Genomic DNA, 20,813 nt, shown 5'->3' with positions numbered 1-20,813 from the left:
CAAGCGTCTCGCGCGTTCCGATCCCAAAAAAGCGCGGCGCCTGGCACCGACCCTCTGTAACCCTTTCGGCTGGGAGCACGGTATACGCACCGATACCCTTCACTTAGAATCCTGGTAACTTTTACATCAAACGAACCCTAAAAACGGGTGGCCGGCGCTTTCGGCCCGCACGCCCGGAGAGCCCACGCATGATGAACGCACTGGAACAAGAGCTCGCCACGCAGATCGTGAAAGAGCTGAATCTCGAAGATGTCTCGCTCGACGAAGTGGGCGCCGACACTCCGCTCTACGGCGAAGGCTTCGGGCTCGACTCGATCGACATCCTGGAAATTGCGCTGCTGATCTCGAAGAAGTACGGCTTCGAGCTGCGCTCGGACAATCCGGAAAACGAAAAGATCTTCGCGACGCTCGGCTCGCTGGCCGCCTACGTCGCGGCGCACCGGGTGCGCTGACGTGCGCGGCGCGTAGTGCCATGACTGCCGGCGCAGGCCAGGACCTGGCCAGGATTGAGGGAGGAAAACCCATGCGTGCACTCGTGACAGGCGGCAGCGGCGCACTCGGGCAGGCCATCAGCGTGGCGCTCGCGCAGGCGGGCCACGAGGTCTGGGTGCACGCGAACCGGCGTCTGGCCGAGGCCGAAGCCGTCGCGCAGCGCATCGTCGCGGCGGGCGGCAGCGCACACGCCATCGCCTTCGACGTGACCGACGCCGACGCGGCCCAAGCCGCGCTCGCGCGGCTCGTGGACGACGCGCCCGTGCAGATCCTGGTGAACAACGCGGGCATTCACGACGACGCGCCCTTGGTAGGCATGCGCCGGGAGCAATGGCGCCGCGTGATCGACGTCTCGCTCAACGGCTTTTTCAACGTGACCCAGCCGCTCCTCATGCCGATGATCCGTACGCGCCACGGGCGCATCGTCAACATCGCCTCGCTCGCGGGCGTGATGGGCAATCGCGGCCAGGCGAACTACGCGGCCGCGAAGGCCGGGCTGATCGGCGCAACGAAATCGCTCTCGCTGGAGCTGGCCTCGCGCGGCATCACGGTGAACGCCGTGGCGCCCGGTATCATCGCTTCGCCCATGGCGGAGCACGCGTTTCCCGCCGAGCGCATCAAGCAGCTCGTGCCCGCGCAGCGCGCCGGCCAGCCCGAGGAAGTCGCGGGCATGGTGGCGTACCTGGTGTCCGACGCGGCCGCCTATGTGACAGGGCAAGTGCTCTCGATCAACGGCGGCCTGGCTTGAACACGCGGCGCGTTTTCCGCTGCTGCATCCTCTGAGGAAATACGAGTGTCTGTGCAACCCTTCGACGCAAAGCGGCAGTCGCGCTCCGCGCCCGGCACCAGCACGGGCGCGAGCGCCGAAGCATCCGGGTACGACGTCCCCGCGCACGATGCGCCGGACGTCCGCCCGGGCGGTTATGCGCGCGCAGCGGCGCGACCTAGAATTTTTTCAGGGTCTCACGCTGTCGAGGCACCCGCTGCCATGGCCACGCCTTCGTCCACGCATCTCGTCCTGATCCCGAGCTACAACCCCGGCGCCAAGCTCGACGAAACCGTGCGCGGCGCACGCGCGCAATGGAACCCCGTGTGGGTCGTGGTGGACGGCAGCACGGACGGCAGCGCCGCGCGCCTGCAGGCCATGGCCAACGACGACCCCGGCCTGCACGTCATCGTGCTGCCCGACAACCGGGGCAAGGGCGGCGCGGTGCTCGCGGGGCTCGAAGCCGCCGCGGCGCGCGGATTCACCCACGTGCTGACGATGGACTCCGACGGCCAGCACCCCGCCGCGCTGATTCCCGAATTCATGGCCGCCTCGCAGGCCGCGCCCGACGCCATGGTGCTGGGCCTGCCGAAGTTTGACGCGAGCGCGCCGCAACTGCGCGTGCAGGGACGACGCCTGTCGAACTTCTTCGCCGACTTCGAGACGCTGTGGGCCGGCATTGGCGATTCGCTATACGGCTTTCGCGTGTACCCGATCGCGCCACTGAAGGCGATCATGCACCGCCAGACGTGGATGCGCCGCTTCGACTTCGATCCCGAAGCCGCCGTGCGCCTGTGCTGGGCCGGCGTGCGGCCCATCCAGATCGAAGCGCCGGTGCGTTACTTCGGCGCCGATGAAGGCGGGGTCTCGCATTTCAACTACGTGCGCGACAACCTGCTGCTCGCGGGCATGCATCTGCGGCTCGTGAGCGGGTTCGCGCTGCGCCTGCCGCGCTTGCTAGGCAGGCGCCTGTTGCCCTGATCGCTCGATGGCTTCTTACGCCGTGGCGCGCATCGCTGCGCTCGCGCGGTAGTCGGCCAGCAAGCGCTCCTGCTTTTTGCCGGCCGCCGCGAGATTGCGCGCCTTGACGTGGCCGAAGCCGCGAATCTCGTCGGGCAGCGCCGCGAGCTGCAGCGCGACGGGCAGGCGCTGGGCGTCGAGGCTCGCGCAGAATTCGTCCACGAGCGCGACGTATTGCGCAATCGAGCGGCGTTCGTCGCGACGCTCTCCGGTCTTGCCGAACACGTCGAACGCCGTCCCGCGCAGCCCCTTCATGCGGGCCAGCGTGCGCAACACCGGCAGCACCCACGGACCGAAACGGCGCTTCACGAGATGACCGTGCTCGTCGCGCTTCGCGAAGAGCGGCGGCGCGAGCCAGAAGTTCAGCTTGTAGTCGCGTCCCGGCTCGCCTTCGAACTGCTCGCGCAGCTTCTGCAGATACGCGGGATCGGCGTAAAGACGCGCGACCTCGTATTCGTCCTTGTAGGCCATGAGCTTCGCGAGATTCACGGCAACGGCGCGCGTGAGCGGCAGCTTCGCGTCGCAGCCAAGCGCTGTCTCTTTCACGCGAATGCGCTCGACCACGCGGCGATACTGCTGCGCATAGGCGGCGTTCTGATACGCCGTGAGCAGCGCTTCGCGCGCGGCGATCACCTTGTCGAGCGATTCGGGCATGCGCAGAACGACGGCTTGCGGCTCTGCCTGCGTCCTGGTGAGCGCGCGCACGACCGCCTCGCCATGATGCGCGACATAGCGGCCCCAGTTGAACGCCTGCTGGTTCTTCTCCACGGCCACGGCGTTGAGTTCGATCGCGCGGCGCAGATGCGCGAGTTCGAGCGGCAGCCAACCCTTTTGCCACGCATAGCCCAGCAGCAGCGGATTGCTGTAGATCGTGTCGCCGAGCAAGGCCAGCGCGAGCGCATTGGCGTCCACGAACGCACAGCCCTCGCCGATACTCGCACGGAGTTCAGCCTCGGTTTGCGCGCCCGGGAACGTCCACTTCGGATTCTTGACGAATTCCGCGGTCGGCGTCGCGCCGCTGTTGATCGCCGCGACCGTCACGCCATGCTGGGTGCGCGAGAGCACGTCGCCCGAAGCGGAGACGATCGCATCGCAGCCGATCACGAGGCGCGCCTCGCCCGTGGCGATGCGCGTGGCGTGCAAGGCGGCGGGCGTCGCCGCCACCTGCACGTGGCTCAGCACGGCGCCGCCCTTTTGCGCGAGCCCGGCCATGTCGAGCACGGTCACGCCCTTGCCTGCAAGATGCGCGGCCATGCCGATCAGGCCGCCGATGGTCACGACGCCCGTGCCGCCCACGCCCGTCACGAGGATGCCGTAAGGCTTCGCCAGTTGCGGGAGCACCGGCATGGGCAGCGCGTCGAAATCGATCGATGCGGCGCTGGACACGTTCGCCGCGCGCGGCTTGCGCAACTGCGCGCCCTCGGCCGTTACGAAGCTCGGGCAAAAGCCCTTCACGCACGAAAAGTCCTTGTTGCACGACGACTGGTTGATCTTGCGCTTCGTGCCGAGCGGCGTATCGAGCGGCTCGACGGAAAGGCAATTCGATTGCACCGAGCAGTCGCCGCAGCCCTCGCACACGGCGTCGTTGATGAACGCGCGGCGCGCCGGGTCGGGATAGGCGCCGCGCTTGCGGCGACGGCGTTTTTCGGTGGCGCAGGTCTGGTCGTAGATCAGCACCGTGGTGCCCGCGATTTCGCGCAATGTCCGCTGCACGCTATCGAGCTGGTCGCGATGATGAACATCCACGCCCGTCGGCAAAACGATATTGGCGCCGTATTTTTGCGGCTCGTCCGTGACGATGACGATGCGCTTCGCGCCTTCGGCATGCACCTGATGCGCGATCTGCGGCACGGTGAGCACGCCGTCCACGGGCTGGCCGCCCGTCATCGCCACCGCGTCGTTGTAGAGAATCTTGTAGGTGATGTTGGCATTCGATGCGATGGCCGCGCGAATCGCCAGCAGTCCTGAGTGAAAGTAGGTGCCGTCGCCGAGATTCACGAACACGTGCCTGTCGCCCGAGAAATGCATCTGGCCGAGCCACGCCACGCCCTCGCCGCCCATCTGGCTGAACGTTTCGGTCTTGCGGTCCATCCACATCGACATGTAATGGCAGCCGATGCCCGCCAGCGCACGCGAGCCTTCGGGCACATTCGTCGAGGTGTTGTGCGGACAGCCCGAGCAGAACCACGGCTTGCGCTCCACCGTCACGCGCGGCTTCGCTGCCTCGCGCTCCTTCGCCTCGATGATCGCCACGCGCGCGAGCATACGTGCCCGGACTTCCTCGGGCACGTCGGCGCGCGCGAGACGCCGCGCAATGGCCTTGGCGATCAGTGCGGGCGAGAGTTCGTAGTGCGCGGGCAGCAGCCAGTTGCCGCGCGGCACCGACCATTCGCCGCCTTCGTTGTCGCGCTCGTCGAACTTGCCGTAGATCTTGGGGCGCACGTCTTCGCGCCAGTTGTAGAGCTCCTCCTTGAGCGCGTATTCGAGAATCTGGCGCTTTTCCTCCACCACGAGAATTTCTTCGAGCCCGGTGGCGAAGCCGCGCGCGTCCTGCGCGTCGAGCGGCCACACACAGCCCACCTTGAGCACGCGCACGCCGATCTGCGCGCAGGTCTCGTCGTCGAGGCCGAGGTCGGTGAGCGCCTGGCGCACGTCGAGATACGCCTTGCCCGCGGTCATGATGCCAAAGCGTGCGCGCGGTGAATCGATCACCACGCGGTTCAGGCGGTTCGCGCGCACATAGGCGAGCGCGGCGTACCACTTCTCGTCGAGCAGGCGCGCTTCCTGGGCGAGCGGCGTGTCGGGCCAGCGGATATTGAGCCCGCCTTCGGGCATGGTGTAGTCGGCGGGCGTGACGATTGCCACGCGATCCGGGTCGAGGTCGATCGACGCGGTCGATTCGATCACGTCGGTCACGCACTTCATGGCGACCCACAAGCCGGAGTAGCGGCTCATGGCCCAGCCGTGCAAACCGTAGTCGAGATATTCCTGCACGTTCGCGGGATAGAGCACGGGAATGCCCGCCGCGATGAGCGCGTGCTCGGACTGGTGCGCAACCGACGACGACTTGGCCGCATGGTCGTCGCCCGCGAGCACGAGCACGCCGCCGCGCGCGTCGCTGCCCGCGGAGTTGGCGTGCTTGAACACGTCGCCGGTGCGGTCGACGCCGGGGCCCTTGCCGTACCACATGCCGAACACGCCGTCGCGCTGCGCGCCGGGCCAGAGATTGATCTGCTGCGTGCCCCACACGGCGGTGGCGGCGAGGTCTTCGTTCACGCCGGGCTGGAACACGACGTCGTGGGCCTGGAGGTGCTTTTTCGCCTTCCAGAGCGACTGGTCGAGCGCGCCGAGCGGCGAGCCGCGATAGCCCGAGACGAAGCCCGCGGTATTCAGGCCGGCCTTGCGGTCGCGCGCCTTTTGCAGCATGGGCAGGCGTACCAGCGCCTGGGTGCCGCTGATGTACACGCGGCCCTTTTCCAGCGTGTATTTATCGTCGAGCGAAACGGATGCGGCTAGCGATGCAGCGTCTACGGCGGCACGGTCTGGGGCGTTCATGGCGGGGCTGTCTCCGGAATCGGTACTTCATCGGTACGTTTTCCGGGCGAGTATAGGAAGCCGATATGCCATCGTAAAATCACAAATTGGGAACACCGGTATGCGAAAAACGGATGGCTGGACGCGCAGTCATCCCCGCGTCGACGGGCGCTTGCTCAAGCGCCTCGGGCATTTGCCGTTAACACGCGGGACCAGCAACCACTCATTCCGGAGTCCCGCTTGCACGCGAAACCACGCGCCCTGCCATCTGCATCTGTCTTGTTCGGAACCCTGGCCGCAACCCTGCTGATCAGCGGCTGCGTCTCGAGCCCCCGAGTCGCCACCGCCCCCGCGCGCCCCACGACCATGGTTGTCGCTCCCCCGCCGCCGCCCCCGCCTGTCGTCGTCGCACAACCCGTTTATGTGCCGCAACCGTACGACGCCTACGTTTCGGTCGTGCTCGACCGCGACGTGGTCTACGCCGGCGGCAGCACGTATATCTGGATCGTGGGGCCGGACGGCCACCGCCAGCGCCGCTACTACGGCCGCGGCGACCTGCGCGGCGAAGTCCTGCACCGCCGCGCGGAACTGCGCGTGGTGATGGCGCATAACGAAGGCCATCTGCCGATGCAACATGCGCACATGCCCGAGCCCCAGCGCGTGCGCGTGACGATGCAGCCGCACGGCACGCCGCCGCATGGCTACCGGCCCCAGCCGGGCGGGCATCCGCCGGCGCACACCGCCCAACATCGCCCGCCGCCTGCACCGAACCGCAACGCGAACGCCAGCGCCAACGCCAATGCCGGCCATCACCGCCACCCCGACGGCCATTCCAACGCCGCTCCCGCGCCGCGTTTCGCGGGTCAGCCGCCGCCTGCCGGTTAAGGCTGGCTAAAACTTGAAGTTCGAACCGGCGGCCACCGTTCACTGGCCGGCCTAAAATGCGCCGCCGCCCCTCTGGCGGCGCCTCCTCCCTTGCCTCACCTGCCGCCGCCCGCCGCGCGGTTACGGTTGCGTCCCCAAAAATTCCTGCCCGAAGCGCATCCTCGGTACAACATCGCCGCGACTAAGTGACGCGATATATATCACATCGCGATATAATCCCTTTCTTTGGGCGGCGCCGAGCCGTCTGCGCTCCCCATCCGTTTCCGCTCCGAATCGTGTCACGCTTCAAGGTCCTTCGCTGGCTCACCCGCTTCACCCCTTCCAGGGTCACCATCACATGGCGCGAGCGTCTGCGCTCGGGCGGCGGTGCGCTGGTCGGCATCGCGCTGACGGGCGCGCTCGCGCACCGGCTGCCTGGCGGCGATCCGGGCATTTCGTACCTGATCGCCCCGATGGGCGCCTCCGCCGTGCTGCTGTTCGGCGTCCCCGCCAGCCCGCTCGCGCAGCCCTGGTCGATCATCGGCGGCAACCTCGTTTCCGCCACCGTGGGCGTGACCGCGGCGATGTGGATCCATGACCCCGTGCCGGCTGCCGCCGTGGCCATCGCCGTGGCCATCGTCGCGATGTTTACGCTGCGCTGCGTGCATCCGCCCTCAGGCGCGGTCGCGCTGACCGCGGTGCTGGGCGGCCCGGCCGTGCATGCGCTCGGCTATGAGTTCGTATTCGTGCCCGTCGCGCTGCAGTCGTTCCTGCTGCTCGGCGGCGCGCTCGTCTATCACGCCGCCACGGGGCATCGCTATCCGCATGCCGCGCGGCGCCCGCGGGTGGCCGGCCCCGTCCCCGCGCAAGCCGGTTTCACGCGTGCCGACCTCGAAGCCGTGCTGCGCGAGCGCGACGAAATGCTCGACATCGACACCGACGACCTGGAAGCCGTGCTCCAGGACGCCGAGATCCGCGCCTACGCGCGCAGCTTCGGCGAACTGACCTGCGCCGACGTCATGTCGGCCAACGTGGTGAGCATCACGCCCGCGACGACCGTGGGCGAAGCGCGCTCGCTGCTCAAGCGCCACGATGTGAAGGCACTGCCCGTGGTGGACGCGCATCACCAGGTGAAAGGCATCGTCACGCGCGCCGACCTCGCCGACGACGGGCGCGAACGGCATCCGCTGCGTCTCATGCTTTACGCGATTGCGCGCCTGTTCCGGCCGCACGCAGAGTCCGGCCAGAGTGTCGGCACGCTGATGACCACGCATGTGCTCACCGTCGCGAACACGACGCCGATCGTCGAACTCGTGCGTATTTTTGCGGGCCGCGGGCACCACCATGTGCCGGTGGTCGATCACGAACACCGGCTTGCGGGCATCATCACGCAGGCCGATTTGATCTCCGGGCTCTATCACCAGGCGAAGACGCCGCAGCAGGCACCGGCCTGAACCGCTTGGCGGCCAGAATCGCGGCCATACACCTGGCCGCATGCCGATGTGACGGGCGTTTTCGGGAATAAATGTCACATCGTGATATATTAGGCGACTAAACCGTTCCAGGGACTCCCGATGAAAAAAAGCGCGCGTGAGCTCGACAAGGTCGACTTTGAACAGCTGTCCGAATTTCGCTACCAGATGCGCCGCTTCGAGCGCTTCTCGGAGCAGGCCGCGCAGGCCGAGGGCATCACGCCGTTGCAATACCTGTTGCTGCTGCATGTGAAGGGTTACCCCGGCCGCACGTGGGCGACCATCGGCGAGTTGGCCGAGCGTTTGCAGGCGCAGCATCACGGCGTGGTGGCGCTCGTCTCGCGCTGCGAGGCGATCGAACTCGTCGAGCGCCGCGTGAGCGAGCGCGACCGGCGCCAGGTGGAAGTGCATTTGCTCGCTGCCGGCGAAAAGCTGCTCGCGCGCCTGGCCGAACTGCATCGCGCCGAGTTGAAGTCGCTCGAGGGCGCATTCACCATTCCGCGTATCGATCTTTAGGGCCTGCTCACCATGCATTCCGACGATTCCCACAAGCGCGACTTCTCGGCGAACGCACGCCTGCCCGGCATCAGCGCGCTGGCCGCCGTGATTGGCGCACTGGCCACGCTCGCGGCGTTCGTGCTGCTGAGCCTGATCCACTGGTTCACGAACCTGTTCTTCTTCGGCCAGTTCTCTTTCGGCGACCGCTCGCCCGCGCTCAACACGCTCGGGCCGTGGGTCATCGTCGTGCCGGTAATCGGCGGACTGATCGTCGGGATGATGGCGCGCTTCGGCTCCGAAAAAATTCGCGGCCACGGCATTCCCGAAGCCATCGAAGCCATTCTGTTCGGCAAGAGCAAGATGTCGCCGAAGGTGGCCGTGCTCAAGCCGCTTTCGTCGGGCATCGTGATCGGCAGCGGCGGCCCGTTCGGCGCGGAAGGCCCGATCATCATGACGGGCGGCGCGCTCGGCTCGCTGCTCGCGCAGTGCGTGCGCGTCACCTCGGCCGAGCGCAAGACGCTGCTCGTGGCGGGCGCGGCCGCGGGCATGACCGCCGTGTTCGGCACGCCGGTCGCGGCCGTGCTGCTCGCCGTCGAACTGCTGCTGTTCGAATGGCGCCCGCGCAGCTTCCTGCCGGTGGCGCTCGCGTGCGCGGTGGCCGGCTTCGCGCGCTCCGTGTTCTTCGGCACGGCGCCGCTCTTTCCCTTGCAGACCCTGCCGCCGCACGCAGTGGCGCTCTTCTCGTGCATCATCGCCGGGCTGCTGGCGGGCGCGCTCGCGTCGGGGCTGTCGGCGGCGCTCTACAAGGTCGAGGACCTGTTCGGCCATCTGCCGCTGCACTGGTCGTGGTGGCCGGCCATCGGCGGGCTCGTGGTGGGCATCGGCGGCTTCATCGAGCCGCGCGCGCTCGGCGTGGGCTACGACGTGATCGGCGATCTGCTGCATCAGCACATCGTTCTTCAGGTCGCCATTGCGATTCTGGTGGTGAAAGCCGTGATCTGGGTCGTGGCGCTCGGCTCCGGCACCTCGGGCGGCGTACTCGCCCCGCTGCTCATGCTCGGCGCCGGGCTCGGCTCGGTATTGAGCCACGTGCTGCCCGGCAGCGACCCGGCGCTGTGGCCGCTCGTGTGCATGGCGGCGACGCTCGGCGCCACGCTCGGCGCGCCGCTCACGGCCATCGTGTTCGCGTTCGGCCTCACGCACGATACCAATGCGCTGCTGCCGCTGCTCACGGCCACGCTGGTTGCGCACGGCTTCGCGACGGTCGTCATGAAGCGCTCGATCATGACCGAAAAGATCGCGCGCCGCGGTTATCACATCTATCGCGAGTACGGCGTCGATCCGCTCGAGCGCCATTACGTCGATGAAGTGATGACCCGCACCGTCGATACGATCGACGCGAACGTCACCGTGCGCGAAGCCCTCGACCGCTATTTCGGTTCGACCCAGCAGCGCCGCGCCTTCCCGGTGCTGCGCGACGGCGCGGTGCTCGGTGTGGTGGATCGCGCGATGCTCGACGCCGTGCGCGCGAGCGCCGCGACCGAAGCCCTCGACACGCCACTCGGCTCGTTGCTCGCGCAACGTTCCCCCGACATGGCGCTGCCCGCGGAAACGTGCCGGCAGGTTGCCACGCGCCTCGCGATTCACGGGCTCGAACGCCTGCCCGTGGTGGCCGACCGCGAATCGCGGCGGCTCGTGGGCATCGTCTCGCGCAGCGACCTCGTCAAGCTCTCGCTTGCGCACTTCGAGGAAGAGCACAAGAAGGAGCGCTTCCGCCGCATTCCCATGGGCAACAGCAAGCGGCGCTTTCCGCCGGTGCGCAAGGCGGGGTGACGGAAACGGCGCGCGTCTACTGATGCAGCGCCAGCCCCTTCACGGCCTTGTCGACCGCGTTCTTCGGGCCGTATAACGCGATTCCCACCAGATCGGGATTCTCCGGGGCCTCGGCGCGAAAGACCTCGCGGTTCGCCGCGTCGTGGCCCGTCGAAAACATGGCGTGCACATACGGCACGATCGTGAGTTCGCGCGAAACGCCGCGCCGCAGCGCCGCCTGCAATCCCCCGACATCGGCGCCATAGATCATCATCGGCTGGCCCAGCATCCTGCCGTAGCGTTGCCCGCGCGCGTCTTCGTAGGGCTCGCCAAGCGCTTCGGGCACCGCCGCCGCAATGCCCGTGGCGAGAAACGCGGTCACATTGAGCTTCTGCCAGACCGCGAGGTTTTCCCGCACGACCAGCGCGACTTTCGTATCGAACATGCTGCCTCCTTTTTCGAGGCAGTCATGATCCGCGAAACGCCGCTGCAAGTCTGGAATGTTTGTGCACGGCGGCTTGGGTCGCCCGGAAGCCGCACATCTCAGTGCAGATGCCGCAGCTTGTCCGGATTGCGCATCACGTAAATGGCCGTGACCTTGCCGTCTTCGATCTCGAGCGCGGTGGTCTGCAACTCGCCATCGGCCTCGCGCGAGACGAAGCCGGGCAGGCCGTTGATGAAACCCGCGCGCACGAAAGTCGAGCCATTCTTGCGGAACAGGTCGGCTAGCTGCGCATGCAGCTTCATCACACTCTCGAAGCCGAACACCGGGCGGCCGATCGCCGGGCGCTTGCCGCCGCCGTCCGCGTGCAGGCTCACGTCGTCGGCAAGCATGGCGCCCAGCGCGCTCATGTCGCCGCTGCGCGACGCCGCGAAGAACGCCTGCGCCAGTTCGAGGCCGCGCGCTTTCTCCACATGAAAACGCGGGCGCGCCTCTCGCACATGAGTGCGGGCGCGCGCCGCGAGTTGCCGGCATGCGGCGCTCTCGCGCCCGATCGTGGCCGCGACTTCGTCGAACTCGAGCCCGAACACGTCGTGCAGCAGGAACGCCGCGCGCTCCAGCGGCGAGAGGCGTTCGAGCGCGAGCATGAGCGGCAGCGTGACGTCCTCCTGCTCGTCCTCTTCGACGACCGGGTCGGGCAGCCACGGACCGACATAGGTTTCGCGCTGATGCCGCGCCGATTTGAGCTGGTCGAGGCACATGCGCATCACCATGCGGCGCAGGAACGCCTCGGGCACGCGCACCTCGTCGCGCTCCACGTCCGCCCAGCGGATGAACGCGTCCTGCACGATGTCCTCGGCGTCGGCGACCGAGCCGAGCATGCGGTACGCCACGCGGATCAGCTTGCGCCGCAGCGGATCGAAACTCGCCGCGGCGTCCGTGAGGCCAGCGTCCGTCATGCGGCAACCATCTTCCTGGCCATGGCCTTCGCCGCCGCCGGATCGACCCACAGGCCGAAGCCGACCGCAAGGCGGTTCCAACCGTTGATCACATTGATCATCAGCGTGAGCTTCACCTGCTCCTCCTCGGTAAAGTGGTCGGTGAGCGCCGCGCGTGCCTCCTCCAGCACATGACCTTTGGAAAGGCGCGTGAGGGCGTCGGTCCAGCCGAGCGCCGCGCGTTCGCGGTCGGTATAGCAAGGCGCTTCTTTCCACGCGGAAAGCAGGTAGAGACGCTGTTCGGTCTCGCCTTCCTCGCGTGCGTGGGCGGTATGCATGTTAAGACAATTCGCGCAGCCGTTGATTTGCGACGCGCGCACCTCCACCAGCGCAATGAGGCTCGGCTCGAGGCTCCCGGACACGGCGAGCGAAGTGCCCATCCAGGACTTCATCAGGGTCGGGGCGGCGGCGAACAGGTCGAGCTTGGCAGTCATGTTGCATCTCCTTTCGGTTGGGTTGCCATGACATGACGAGACAGCCTGGGCCGCGTGTGACATTGGGGCGAAAAAAGTTCGTTAGCGACAATTGCGCCGCCTCGGCCGGTATCACGGCCGAAGGCGGCTCGTCACGCCACATCACTCTTTGGCCGACTGCGCGGCGGCTTGCTCGATGATCTTCGCCACTTCCGCCGGATGCGACATGTAGACCACGTGGCTCGAATTGATCTCGACCGTCTTGCTGCCGGCGCGCTGGGTCATGAAGCGTTCCAGATCGGGATTGATCGCGCGGTCCGCCGTCGCCACGACGGCCCAGCTCGGTTTCGTTCGCCAGGCGGCGTGCGCGATCGGAACGCCGAATGACTGCGCGGCGGGCGTGACCTGCGAGATGGCCATGAAGCGGGATTCGGCGGCGGGCAGGTCGGCGGCGAAATCCTCGTGGAAATTCGCCGGGTCGATATACAGGTGGCCGTCGGCGGTGGCCTTGATCGCCTGGGTGGCCGGCGGCGTCTTCTTCGTCAGTTCGAGCGGCGATTCTCCCGTGTCGGGCTGGAACGCGGCCACATAGACGAGACCCGCGACCTTGTCGTCATTCCCCGCCTCGGTCACGACCGCGCCGCCGTAGCTGTGGCCGACGAGGATGCTCGGGCCGTCCTGGGCGTCGATCACGCGGGTCGTCGCCTTCACGTCGTCGTCGAAGGACGTTTCCGGCTCCTGCACGACGGACACCTTGTAGCCGTCGCGCGTGAGGATCTTCGACACGGCCTGCCAGCCCGAACCGTCGGCGAAGTAGCCGTGCACGAGCACGATGTTCTTGACCGGTGCGGCCGTGGCCGCCTGCGAGCCGAGCGCGGCGGCGGAAAGGGCAACGGCGGCGGCGATGCGGGTGACGTATGAGGAAATCTTCATTTTCATGCTCCAGGTGATTTTGAGGGCTCGACAGGGCGTCGCCTGTTCGATGAAGCCATCCTACTAGTAGGATGGCTGAGGAGCAAGAAAAATTTTGCAGGGGCTTGGGGGGTGGCAATGAATTCCCGCTCCGCGTAAGCTGTCGGTAATTCAACCGACTAGATGGTAGGCAAAATGACAGTAAGCGGCGAACTGACGGCCGACAGGATCATCGCGGCGGGACGGCAGCTCATCATGCGGCGCGGCTACAACGGCTTCAGCTATGCCGACATCGCGGATGCGATCGACATTCGCAAGGCCAGCATTCACCACCATTTCCCCGCCAAGACCGATCTCGTGGTGGCGGTGCTGGACGCGTGGCAGGAAGCGCTCGACGCCGATGTGGCGGCGCTGGAGGCGAGCGGCGCGGACGCCATCGCACAGTTGCGCGCCTACATCGGCCATTGGGAGCGCTGCATTGCCGACGACACGGCTCCGTTCTGTGTCGCGGGCATGCTGGGCGCCGAACTGCCTTCGCTGCCCGAAGAAGTGGCTCAAGGGGTGAAGACGTTCTTCGATCACCTGACGGCGTGGCTCGAGCGGGTGCTCGAAGCCGGCGTGAAGGGCGATCTCCTCAAACTGGATTCGTCGGTTCACGCCGAAGCGGCCACGCTCGTCTCGCTGGTCTACGGCGCCATGCTCGCTGCGCGGGCGTATGCGAACGTCGAGCTGTTCAAGCAGGTGACCGAGGATGCGGTCGAAAGACTGGTCAAGCCTCGCAAACGCACCCGCTCCACCGGTCAGGCGACCGAGTAGCCGCCGTCGGCCACCAGAGCGTGGCCTGAAACGTAGCTCGAGTCGTCGGAGGCGAGGAACGCCACGATAGTCGCCATCTCCTGCGCGGTGCCCCAGCGGCCAGCGGGCGTGCCGGCGGCGAACTGCTGCTGCACTTCGGCCGATGGCCAGATGCCGCGATGATGGAACGGCGTCTCGATCAACCCCGGGCACAGTGCGTTTACGCGTATGCCTTGGCGGAACCATTCGATCGACGCCGATTTTGTCATGCCGACTACCGCGTGCTTGCTCGCGATATACACCGACGCGTTCGCGAAACCGATCAGCCCGCCCATCGAGGCGTTGTTGATGATGCTGCCCGCGCCTTGCTCGAGCATGACCTGCGCTTCGTATTTCATCGCGTTCAGCACGCCGCGCACGTTCAGGTCGAAGACCATGTCGAATCTTTCGGAATCCTGTTCGATGAGCGGCGCGAATACGCCCTCGGTTCCCGCATTGTTGAAGGCGATGTCAAGGCGCCCGTAGGTCTGCACCGTGTAATCGACGAGACGCTCGATGTCGACCTCTTTCGAAACGTCCGCCACGAAGGTCGACGCTTCGCCACCCTCGCCCGAAATCTGCTGCACGAGCTGGTCGAGTTCGTCCTTGCGGCGGGCCGCCACGACGACCTTTGCGCCGCGGCGGGCGAGTTCGACGGCCGAAGCGCGGCCGATACCGGAGCTTGCGCCGGTCACGAGTGCAATCTTGCCTTCGAGCTGCCGTTGTGTGCTGATCGTGTTCATGATGTCGTCCTTGGTTCCAGTGGATATTGCGCAGGGTCTGGCGCGCTTGTCACGGCTACATTGCCTCACGCCTGGAACGAAGTATGGATACCCAGCCCTCGAAGGTGAATGGAATAATCGCGCTTTCACAATTCCTGATTTGGGAATTTTCAACGACAATGACTCGTCCTTCTCAGCGCAGGAACAATCATGCTCAATCGCCTTGATCTCCTGAGGATCTTCCTGGCCGCCTCGTCGTGTACGAGCTTTCGCGAAGCCGCCGCGCGACTCGGCGTTTCGCCGCAAGTGGTCACGCGCGCGGTGCGTGAGCTGGAGGAGCAACTGAGGGAAACCCTGTTCCATCGCAATACGCGACGCGTGCAGATCACGACCTTCGGCCAGTCGTTCGTCGCACGCGCGCAGGCCGCGCTAGCAGGCGTCGACGGCCTGTTCGGCCAGGCAAGCATGAGCGACGACGCAATGGGCGTTGTGCGCATTACTGCGCCGTCAGCCTTGGGCCGCTACTACGTACAGCCGATTTTGATGGAATTGATGGCTCGCCATTCCGGTCTGATTGCCGATCTCAGACTCTCGGATGCCCCCTCGGCCGTCGTGGACGAGCAGATCGACCTGGGCGTGCGTGTGGGCGCAATTGGCGACAACCGGTTTGTCGCGCGCGCTATCGGTCCACTACCGGTGTGGACTGTCGCGTCGCCTGCATTGATCGCGCGGTTGGGAGAACCGAAGAACTTGAAGGACCTCGAAGCACTGCCTGTGACGTGCCTGATCGACCCCGCAAGCGGTCGTCCGTGGCCATGGATGTTCCGCGGCGAACGCCACTTCCAGCCGGCTGCACCTGCATTCGTAACCAACGATACTTCCGTGGAGGTCGAAGCAGCTTGCGCTGGAATTGGCTTCAGCCAATGCACCGAATATCTGATTCGACCTTACATTCAGCGAGGTCAACTCGTCCGGCTTCTACCTCGCCTCGATCCCGATCCCTGGAAGCTATACGTCTACCGTCCCCAACGCGGCCCGGTGTCGAGGCGAGTCCGTGTCGTATTCGACGAACTGGTTGCCAGACTTCCCCTCGCAACGTTGCGTGAGTAGCTGGCGCGCCCCGAAGAGCGAACGTCAGTTCAACGCGAAGGCGAAGTCTGAAACCGGGCTAGATACGCGTCGCCAGGAGTTTGATCCCGGCGATCCCGAATACGACAGCGCTGCGACCGTCGCCCAAAGCGTTGCTCGGCCCGGCACTCGCGGTGCCGACGAAATACGCTGTGTAGGCAAGCAGCAGGTTGGTCGAGAAGAAGGCGTTTCCAGTCATGATTGAAAGGGGTTTCAAAACGTTGATATGCGATGCAAGCCAGCATGCTCCGGACGCTCCAGTGCCTGCTACTGGGGGGCAGGCGAATTCAAAAGCTTGCTCAACGGCTTCAGCGGGCCTATTGGGAAGAGCGAGAACGTCATCAAATGCGCTTTCCCCAAGGGCAGTGCCTCGAGCATTTCATGCGCTTGGTCGACGTCCGTTACGTTCAGGATGAATGCCACCCCGGCCCGGTCTTGCAGTGAATACCACTGATCAATCTTGCCCTCGAGGTAAAGCTGCGCCGTCTCGCGCACTTCGGTCGGCAGCGTGTGTTGGACAAGTTGCATGTCCGTGCCCGGCGGAAAAGTGCCGATCGCCAGAATCTTCGTGGTTGGCGTGGCAGGCATAGGCGTGGTTTGCGACATGGAAACTCCAGCAGAAGCGACCAGCACAGAGGCGATGGTCGAATTAAGAAGAAGGCGTTTCATTCAGCGTCCAGTGACTGTGGTGCGAGCCGCTGATGCTCCGGACCAATGGCTGGTGCCAAGGTATCATCGCTATTCGCACGCGGCTATCCATCACATTGTTGACGGGCCATGAAGCAGAACTTCACAGTCAGGCAGGGCGCGCTGGACGGCGTGGAAGTGTTCCTGAGCGTTGCCCGGCATCGCAGTTTTCGCAAGGCGGCCGCGGAGCTCGGTGTGACGCCCTCGGCTATCAGCCAGACAGTACGTGTACTCGAAGCGCGCATTGGCGCAGCGCTCTTCATCCGCAACTCGCGCAGTGTCGGCTTGACCGAAGCCGGCGAACAGTTTTTCGCGCGCGCCAAGCCCGCCTTCGAGGAGCTGGTCGCCGCCAGTGAGCTGGCGCGTGGACTCGGCCAGCGACCGGCGGGATTGCTGCGCCTCTCGGCGCCGCGCGCGGTGATCCCCACTCTGCTTGAGCTGGTCACATCGTTCTGCAAGGCTTATCCCGAGGTCGAGGTGGAGCTTGCTGCGAGCAAGGAGGTGACCGACCTTGCTGCCGAAGGCTTCGACGCCGCTGTCCGGCAGGGTCATCTCGTTGCTCCCGATATGGTCGCGGTGCCGATGACGCCGCCGTTCCGTCTCATCGTCGTCGGCAGCCCGGGCTACTTCGCCGGGTCAGGCCCGCCCGCTCACCCGAACGACCTGCGCCAGCATGCCTGCTTGCGATGGCGGCGGTCCAACGGCGCGCTCGCCCTATGGTCCTTCAACGACGAAGACGAGTCGATCGAGATCGCCGTATCCGGCCCCCTCATCGCCAGTGACTTTCCCACCGTGCTGGGCGCTGCGTCAGAAGGACTGGGCCTCGCCCAGGTACCCGAGCCGCTGGCCGCTGCCGGGTTGAGATCGGGTGAACTGATCGAGGTGCTGGCGGCCTACGCGCCGATGAGGCCCGGGGTGTTTCTCTGCTATCCGGACCGCCGGCAGGTCATGCCGAAACTGCGCGCGTTCATCGACCATTTGAAGAGCCGCACGGCGGGCGATGGAAAAGTCCGCGTAAAAGCTGATGCAAAACGCGCAGGGTCGCGAATAGAAAGCTGATGCCGCAAAGCATTCACAAACGCCGAACGCTAACAAACATCCCCTACGCCGCGCAGCGCGAAGCGCTCGCACCATCGTCCTACAATGTCGCATAGCCATACGTCGCCACGACATCACCGGTGCAAACCTCTCTTTCCCAGGAGCAGACGATGCCAAAGATGCACGTAGTGCAGGTAGCAAAACCCGGCGCCCCTCTCGAACTGGTCGAGCGCGATATTCCCGAGCCGCCCGAGGGACACGTCCTCGTCAAGGTGCAGGCCTGCGGGATCTGCCATAGCGATTCCCTCACGAAGGAAGGCCAGTGGCCCGGCCTGCAGTTCCCTCGCGTGCCCGGCCACGAGATCGCAGGCGTGATCGAAAAGCTTGGCCCGCGAGTCGACGAATGGAAGGTTGGTCAGCGCATCGGCGTGGGCTGGCACGGCGGACACTGCGGCCATTGCGAACACTGCCGTCACGGCGACTTCGTGCTCTGCAAGAACGGGCAGATTCCCGGCATCAGCTACGACGGCGGCTATGCCGACTACATGGTGGCGCCGCAGGAAGCGCTCGCACGCATGCCCGACGACCTCTCCGACGTCGACGCCGCGCCGCTCCTGTGCGCGGGCATCACCACCTTCAACGCGCTGCGCAACAGCGGCGCACGCGCGGGCGATGTCGTGGCGATTCTCGGCATAGGCGGTCTCGGCCATCTCGGCGTGCAGTACGCCCGCAAAATGGGCTTCGTCACCGTCGCCATCGCCCGCGGGCAGGACAAGGCGCCGCTCGCGAAACAGCTCGGCGCGCATCACTACATCGACAGTTCCTCGCAGGACGTCGCGCAAGCCTTGCTCGCGCTGGGCGGCGCGCGCGTGATCCTCGCCACGGCCACGAGCGGCAAAGCCATGAGCGCTGCGCTGGGCGGGCTCGGCCTGAACGGCAAGCTGATCATGATCGGCGTATCGGAGGAGCCCGTGGAAGTGCCGATCACGCAGTTCATCATGGGCCGTCACTCGGTGCAGGGCTGGCCCTCGGGCACCGCCGCCGATTCTCAGGATACCCTGGCATTCAGCGCGCTCTCGGGGGTGAAGCCGATGATCGAAGAATATCCGCTGTCGCGCGCGGCAGAAGCCTATGAACGGATGATGAGCGGCAAGGCGCGCTTTCGCGTGGTGCTCAAGCCCGGCGCCTGACGCGCATCGAGGCGAAGTGCGGTGCGATGCGGCGCTGGGAGGCTGGCACCGCATCGGCTTTTCACTACCGTCCCGTTTGCGGCCCGGCCTCGTCCTTCGCGAGGCCGGTCTCGTCGACATAGCGATCGACAGCACTGCTCACGGTCGGATCGAAGCGCTCCGGACCGATGTCTTCGAGCAAATCGAAGCGCTTGAGCTTGTCGCGCACCGGGTCCTTCATCTCAGCGAAATGCAGCGCGATGCCGCGCTCGCGCAACGTATGAGTCAGTTCGCGCAGCATGTCGGCGGACGTGACGTCCACACTCGTCACGGGCTCCGCCGCCACCACTACCCGGCGCACCGGCGTGGGCGACGCTTCCACCGCCTCCATCAGGCGCTGCTGAAACAATTCGGCATTCGCGAAAAACAGCGGCGCGTCCCAGCGAAACAGCACGAGTCCCGGCGTGCGCACCGCTTCGGGATAGCGCTCGATGTCGTGATAGCCGCGCAAGCCCTCCACACGGCCGAGCACTGCGAAATGGGGCCGCCAGCCGTCCCAGAGGAATTCGATCACGGCGATCAGGACGGCAAGTCCAATGCCGGGAATCGCCCCAAAGACCGCGACTGCCACGAAGCAACCGATCGACAGCCAGAACTCCCACTGCTGAATCCGGTAGATGCGTTTGAGATCCGCGATTTCGAACAGGCCGAGCGCGGCGGCAATCACCACGGCGGCGAGCGCGCTATTGGGCAAATATCGCAACAGATTGGGCGCGACCATGAGCAGCGCCGCCACGGCGAGCGCGCCGACTACGCCGGTTAGCTGCGTGCGGGCGCCCGCGGCTTCGGCAACCGGCGTGCGCGAGGCGCTGCTGCTGATCGGAAAGCCCTGGAACAAGCCGGCCGCGAAGTTCGCCACGCCGAGGCCCACCATCTCCTGGTTCGGGTCGACGCGCGCATGAAAGCGCGCCGCATAGGTGCGCGAGAGCACGCTCGTATCGGCGAAGGCGATCAACGCGACGGCGGCGCCGCCCAGCACGATCTTGACGAGGTCCACGTTGGCGACCCACGGCAGCGAAAGTCCAGGCAAGCCCTGGGGGATCGTGCCCAGCACTTTCACACCCAGGGTGTCGAGATGAAGGAGACTGACCGAGAGCGTGGCCACGATCACGGCGATCAGGATGCCGGGCACCTTGTCGAAGCGCTTGAGCACGAGGATCAGCACGAGGCTTCCCGCGCCCACGGCGAAGCTGTACCAGTTCGCCTCGCCGCGCGCGAGCGCCTGGGCGAGGCTGAGCAGGTCTCTCATCGGGCCCTGCTCGTCGATGGAGACGGCGAAGAGCTTCGGCAACTGGCTAATCAGCACGGCGAGCGCAATGCCGTTCATGTAGCCGTATCGAATGGGCTTGGACAGCAGCTCCGTGATGAAGCCGAGGCGCAACAGCCCCATGACGACGCAGACGAGCCCGGACACGATCGCCATCATGCTCGCCACACCGATGGCGCGTGCGGGGTCGCCGCCCGCGACCTGCACCACCACGGCGAGTATCGGCGCGGCAAGCGCGGAGTCGGGGCCGAGCACGAGAATGCGGCTGGGCCCGAAAATGGCGTAGGCCAGCAACGGAATGATCGTGGCATAGAGACCGTATACACCCGGCACACCGGACGCCGCCGCGTAGGCGATGCCGACCGGCACGAGCATGGTGGTCAGCACGAGTCCCGCAGCGAGATCGTTGAGCAACCAGGCGCGTTGATAAGTCCTGAACAACGTGACGCCGGGCAGCCAGCGCAACCAGGGCTGGCTTGCGCTGGCACTGGCGGCCTGTGCGTTGGGGGAAGCAGGTCTTTCCATTTCCATTGGCCGGTTAATTGTCGTGAGAATGCTGGCGCTGGGAATCGTGGAGCCGACGGCGTGCGCTAAAAAGAATAGGTGAAATATGCGTGTCACAAAAGACGCCGCGGTCCGCTGTCTTGACGCCGGAGTCCTGAGCGCGGATTCATGCTGCCCTCCC

Annotated in this window: 19 protein-coding genes and 1 pseudogene; 11 read left to right on the top strand and 9 right to left on the bottom strand. The window is 65.9% G+C overall.

Translation table 11 applies throughout. From position 1 onward, the window contains the following. The first annotated feature begins 191 nt into the window (after positions 1-191). The 3 genes from AB3X98_RS17800 to AB3X98_RS17790 all read left to right on the top strand — a co-directional run bounded on the left by AB3X98_RS17800 (position 192) and on the right by AB3X98_RS17790 (position 2,239). Complete coding sequence (locus tag AB3X98_RS17800; protein WP_069265977.1) at positions 192-452, top strand: phosphopantetheine-binding protein; 261 nt, start codon at positions 192-194, stop codon at positions 450-452. Positions 453-523: 71 nt separating this feature from the next. Continuing rightward, the gene (fabG, locus tag AB3X98_RS17795) at positions 524-1,240 is read left to right on the top strand and encodes a 3-oxoacyl-ACP reductase FabG (RefSeq protein WP_069265799.1); all 717 of its coding nucleotides are present in this window, start codon (positions 524-526) and stop codon (positions 1,238-1,240) included. Between the two features lie 240 nt (positions 1,241-1,480). Further along, a complete protein-coding gene (locus AB3X98_RS17790) occupies positions 1,481-2,239 on the top strand; it encodes a glycosyltransferase family 2 protein (protein WP_342949057.1) in 759 nt (252 codons plus the stop codon). 15 nt (positions 2,240-2,254) lie between these two features. On the opposite strand, the gene AB3X98_RS17785 is transcribed toward AB3X98_RS17790, so the two are convergent. Next, positions 2,255-5,833, bottom strand: a complete 3,579-nt coding sequence (locus tag AB3X98_RS17785) for an indolepyruvate ferredoxin oxidoreductase family protein (RefSeq protein WP_368602371.1) — start codon at positions 5,831-5,833, stop codon at positions 2,255-2,257. Positions 5,834-6,178: 345 nt separating this feature from the next. Here AB3X98_RS17785 and AB3X98_RS17780 point away from each other — a divergent pair, with 345 nt between their 5' ends. The 4 genes from AB3X98_RS17780 to AB3X98_RS17765 all read left to right on the top strand — a co-directional run bounded on the left by AB3X98_RS17780 (position 6,179) and on the right by AB3X98_RS17765 (position 10,479). Continuing rightward, a complete protein-coding gene (locus AB3X98_RS17780) occupies positions 6,179-6,697 on the top strand; it encodes a hypothetical protein (protein WP_368602370.1) in 519 nt (172 codons plus the stop codon). Positions 6,698-6,972: 275 nt separating this feature from the next. Next, entirely contained in the window at positions 6,973-8,130 is a 1,158-nt protein-coding gene (locus AB3X98_RS17775; protein ID WP_368602369.1) for an HPP family protein, read from the top strand. Between the two features lie 120 nt (positions 8,131-8,250). Then, the gene (locus AB3X98_RS17770; protein WP_069265794.1) at positions 8,251-8,664 is read left to right on the top strand and encodes a MarR family winged helix-turn-helix transcriptional regulator; all 414 of its coding nucleotides are present in this window, start codon (positions 8,251-8,253) and stop codon (positions 8,662-8,664) included. A 12-nt stretch (positions 8,665-8,676) separates the two neighbouring features. Then, positions 8,677-10,479, top strand: coding sequence for a chloride channel protein (locus AB3X98_RS17765; RefSeq protein WP_368602368.1), 1,803 nt, complete (start codon positions 8,677-8,679; stop codon positions 10,477-10,479). A 16-nt stretch (positions 10,480-10,495) separates the two neighbouring features. Here the strand turns inward: AB3X98_RS17765 and AB3X98_RS17760 are convergent, their stop codons facing one another. The 4 genes from AB3X98_RS17760 to AB3X98_RS17745 form a co-directional block, all read right to left on the bottom strand. After that, positions 10,496-10,903 (bottom strand): DUF2000 family protein, encoded by a 408-nt coding sequence (locus AB3X98_RS17760; RefSeq protein WP_368602367.1) that lies wholly within the window; start codon positions 10,901-10,903, stop codon positions 10,496-10,498. A gap of 98 nt (positions 10,904-11,001) precedes the next feature. Continuing rightward, positions 11,002-11,859 (bottom strand): sigma-70 family RNA polymerase sigma factor, encoded by an 858-nt coding sequence (locus tag AB3X98_RS17755; RefSeq protein WP_342949063.1) that lies wholly within the window; start codon positions 11,857-11,859, stop codon positions 11,002-11,004. After that, positions 11,856-12,332, bottom strand: coding sequence for a carboxymuconolactone decarboxylase family protein (locus tag AB3X98_RS17750; RefSeq protein ID WP_368602366.1), 477 nt, complete (start codon positions 12,330-12,332; stop codon positions 11,856-11,858). Before AB3X98_RS17750 ends, AB3X98_RS17755 begins: the two co-directional genes overlap by 4 nt. Positions 12,333-12,473: 141 nt before the next feature. Beyond that, complete coding sequence (locus AB3X98_RS17745) at positions 12,474-13,244, bottom strand: alpha/beta fold hydrolase (protein ID WP_368602365.1); 771 nt, start codon at positions 13,242-13,244, stop codon at positions 12,474-12,476. Positions 13,245-13,418: 174 nt separating this feature from the next. Between AB3X98_RS17745 and AB3X98_RS17740 the strand changes: the two genes are divergently transcribed. Next, a complete protein-coding gene (locus AB3X98_RS17740; protein WP_069265788.1) occupies positions 13,419-14,039 on the top strand; it encodes a TetR/AcrR family transcriptional regulator in 621 nt (206 codons plus the stop codon). Here AB3X98_RS17740 and AB3X98_RS17735 read toward each other — a convergent pair. Then, on the bottom strand, positions 14,024-14,800 hold the full coding sequence (locus AB3X98_RS17735; RefSeq protein WP_069265787.1) for an SDR family NAD(P)-dependent oxidoreductase: 777 nt from the start codon (positions 14,798-14,800) through the stop codon (positions 14,024-14,026). The two genes, AB3X98_RS17740 and AB3X98_RS17735, sit on opposite strands and share 16 nt — an antisense overlap. 189 nt (positions 14,801-14,989) lie before the next feature. Between AB3X98_RS17735 and AB3X98_RS17730 the strand changes: the two genes are divergently transcribed. After that, complete coding sequence (locus AB3X98_RS17730) at positions 14,990-15,889, top strand: LysR family transcriptional regulator (RefSeq protein WP_069265786.1); 900 nt, start codon at positions 14,990-14,992, stop codon at positions 15,887-15,889. A 130-nt stretch (positions 15,890-16,019) separates the two neighbouring features. On the opposite strand, the pseudogene AB3X98_RS17725 reads toward AB3X98_RS17730, so the two are convergent. Further along, positions 16,020-16,106: pseudogene (locus AB3X98_RS17725) on the bottom strand (LysE family translocator); the annotation flags it as partial. 68 nt (positions 16,107-16,174) lie between these two features. Further along, positions 16,175-16,576 carry a hypothetical protein gene (locus AB3X98_RS17720; RefSeq protein ID WP_368602364.1) on the bottom strand — a complete coding sequence of 134 codons (402 nt, stop codon included), beginning with the start codon at positions 16,574-16,576 and terminating at the stop codon, positions 16,175-16,177. 108 nt (positions 16,577-16,684) lie between these two features. Here AB3X98_RS17720 and AB3X98_RS17715 point away from each other — a divergent pair, with 108 nt between their 5' ends. After that, positions 16,685-17,653 carry a LysR family transcriptional regulator gene (locus AB3X98_RS17715; RefSeq protein ID WP_368602363.1) on the top strand — a complete coding sequence of 323 codons (969 nt, stop codon included), beginning with the start codon at positions 16,685-16,687 and terminating at the stop codon, positions 17,651-17,653. Between the two features lie 149 nt (positions 17,654-17,802). Next, positions 17,803-18,822 (top strand): alcohol dehydrogenase, encoded by a 1,020-nt coding sequence (locus tag AB3X98_RS17710; protein ID WP_069265783.1) that lies wholly within the window; start codon positions 17,803-17,805, stop codon positions 18,820-18,822. Positions 18,823-18,886: 64 nt separating this feature from the next. Here AB3X98_RS17710 and AB3X98_RS17705 read toward each other — a convergent pair whose 3' ends face one another. After that, positions 18,887-20,653, bottom strand: coding sequence for a SulP family inorganic anion transporter (locus AB3X98_RS17705; protein ID WP_368602362.1), 1,767 nt, complete (start codon positions 20,651-20,653; stop codon positions 18,887-18,889). Between the last annotated feature and the right edge of the window lie 160 nt (positions 20,654-20,813).

Source organism: Paraburkholderia sp. BR14312 (assembly GCF_040948675.1).
GTDB classification, from domain to species: Bacteria; Pseudomonadota; Gammaproteobacteria; order Burkholderiales; family Burkholderiaceae; genus Paraburkholderia; species Paraburkholderia nodosa_A.
This window is presented reverse-complemented; position numbering and strand designations above follow the sequence as displayed.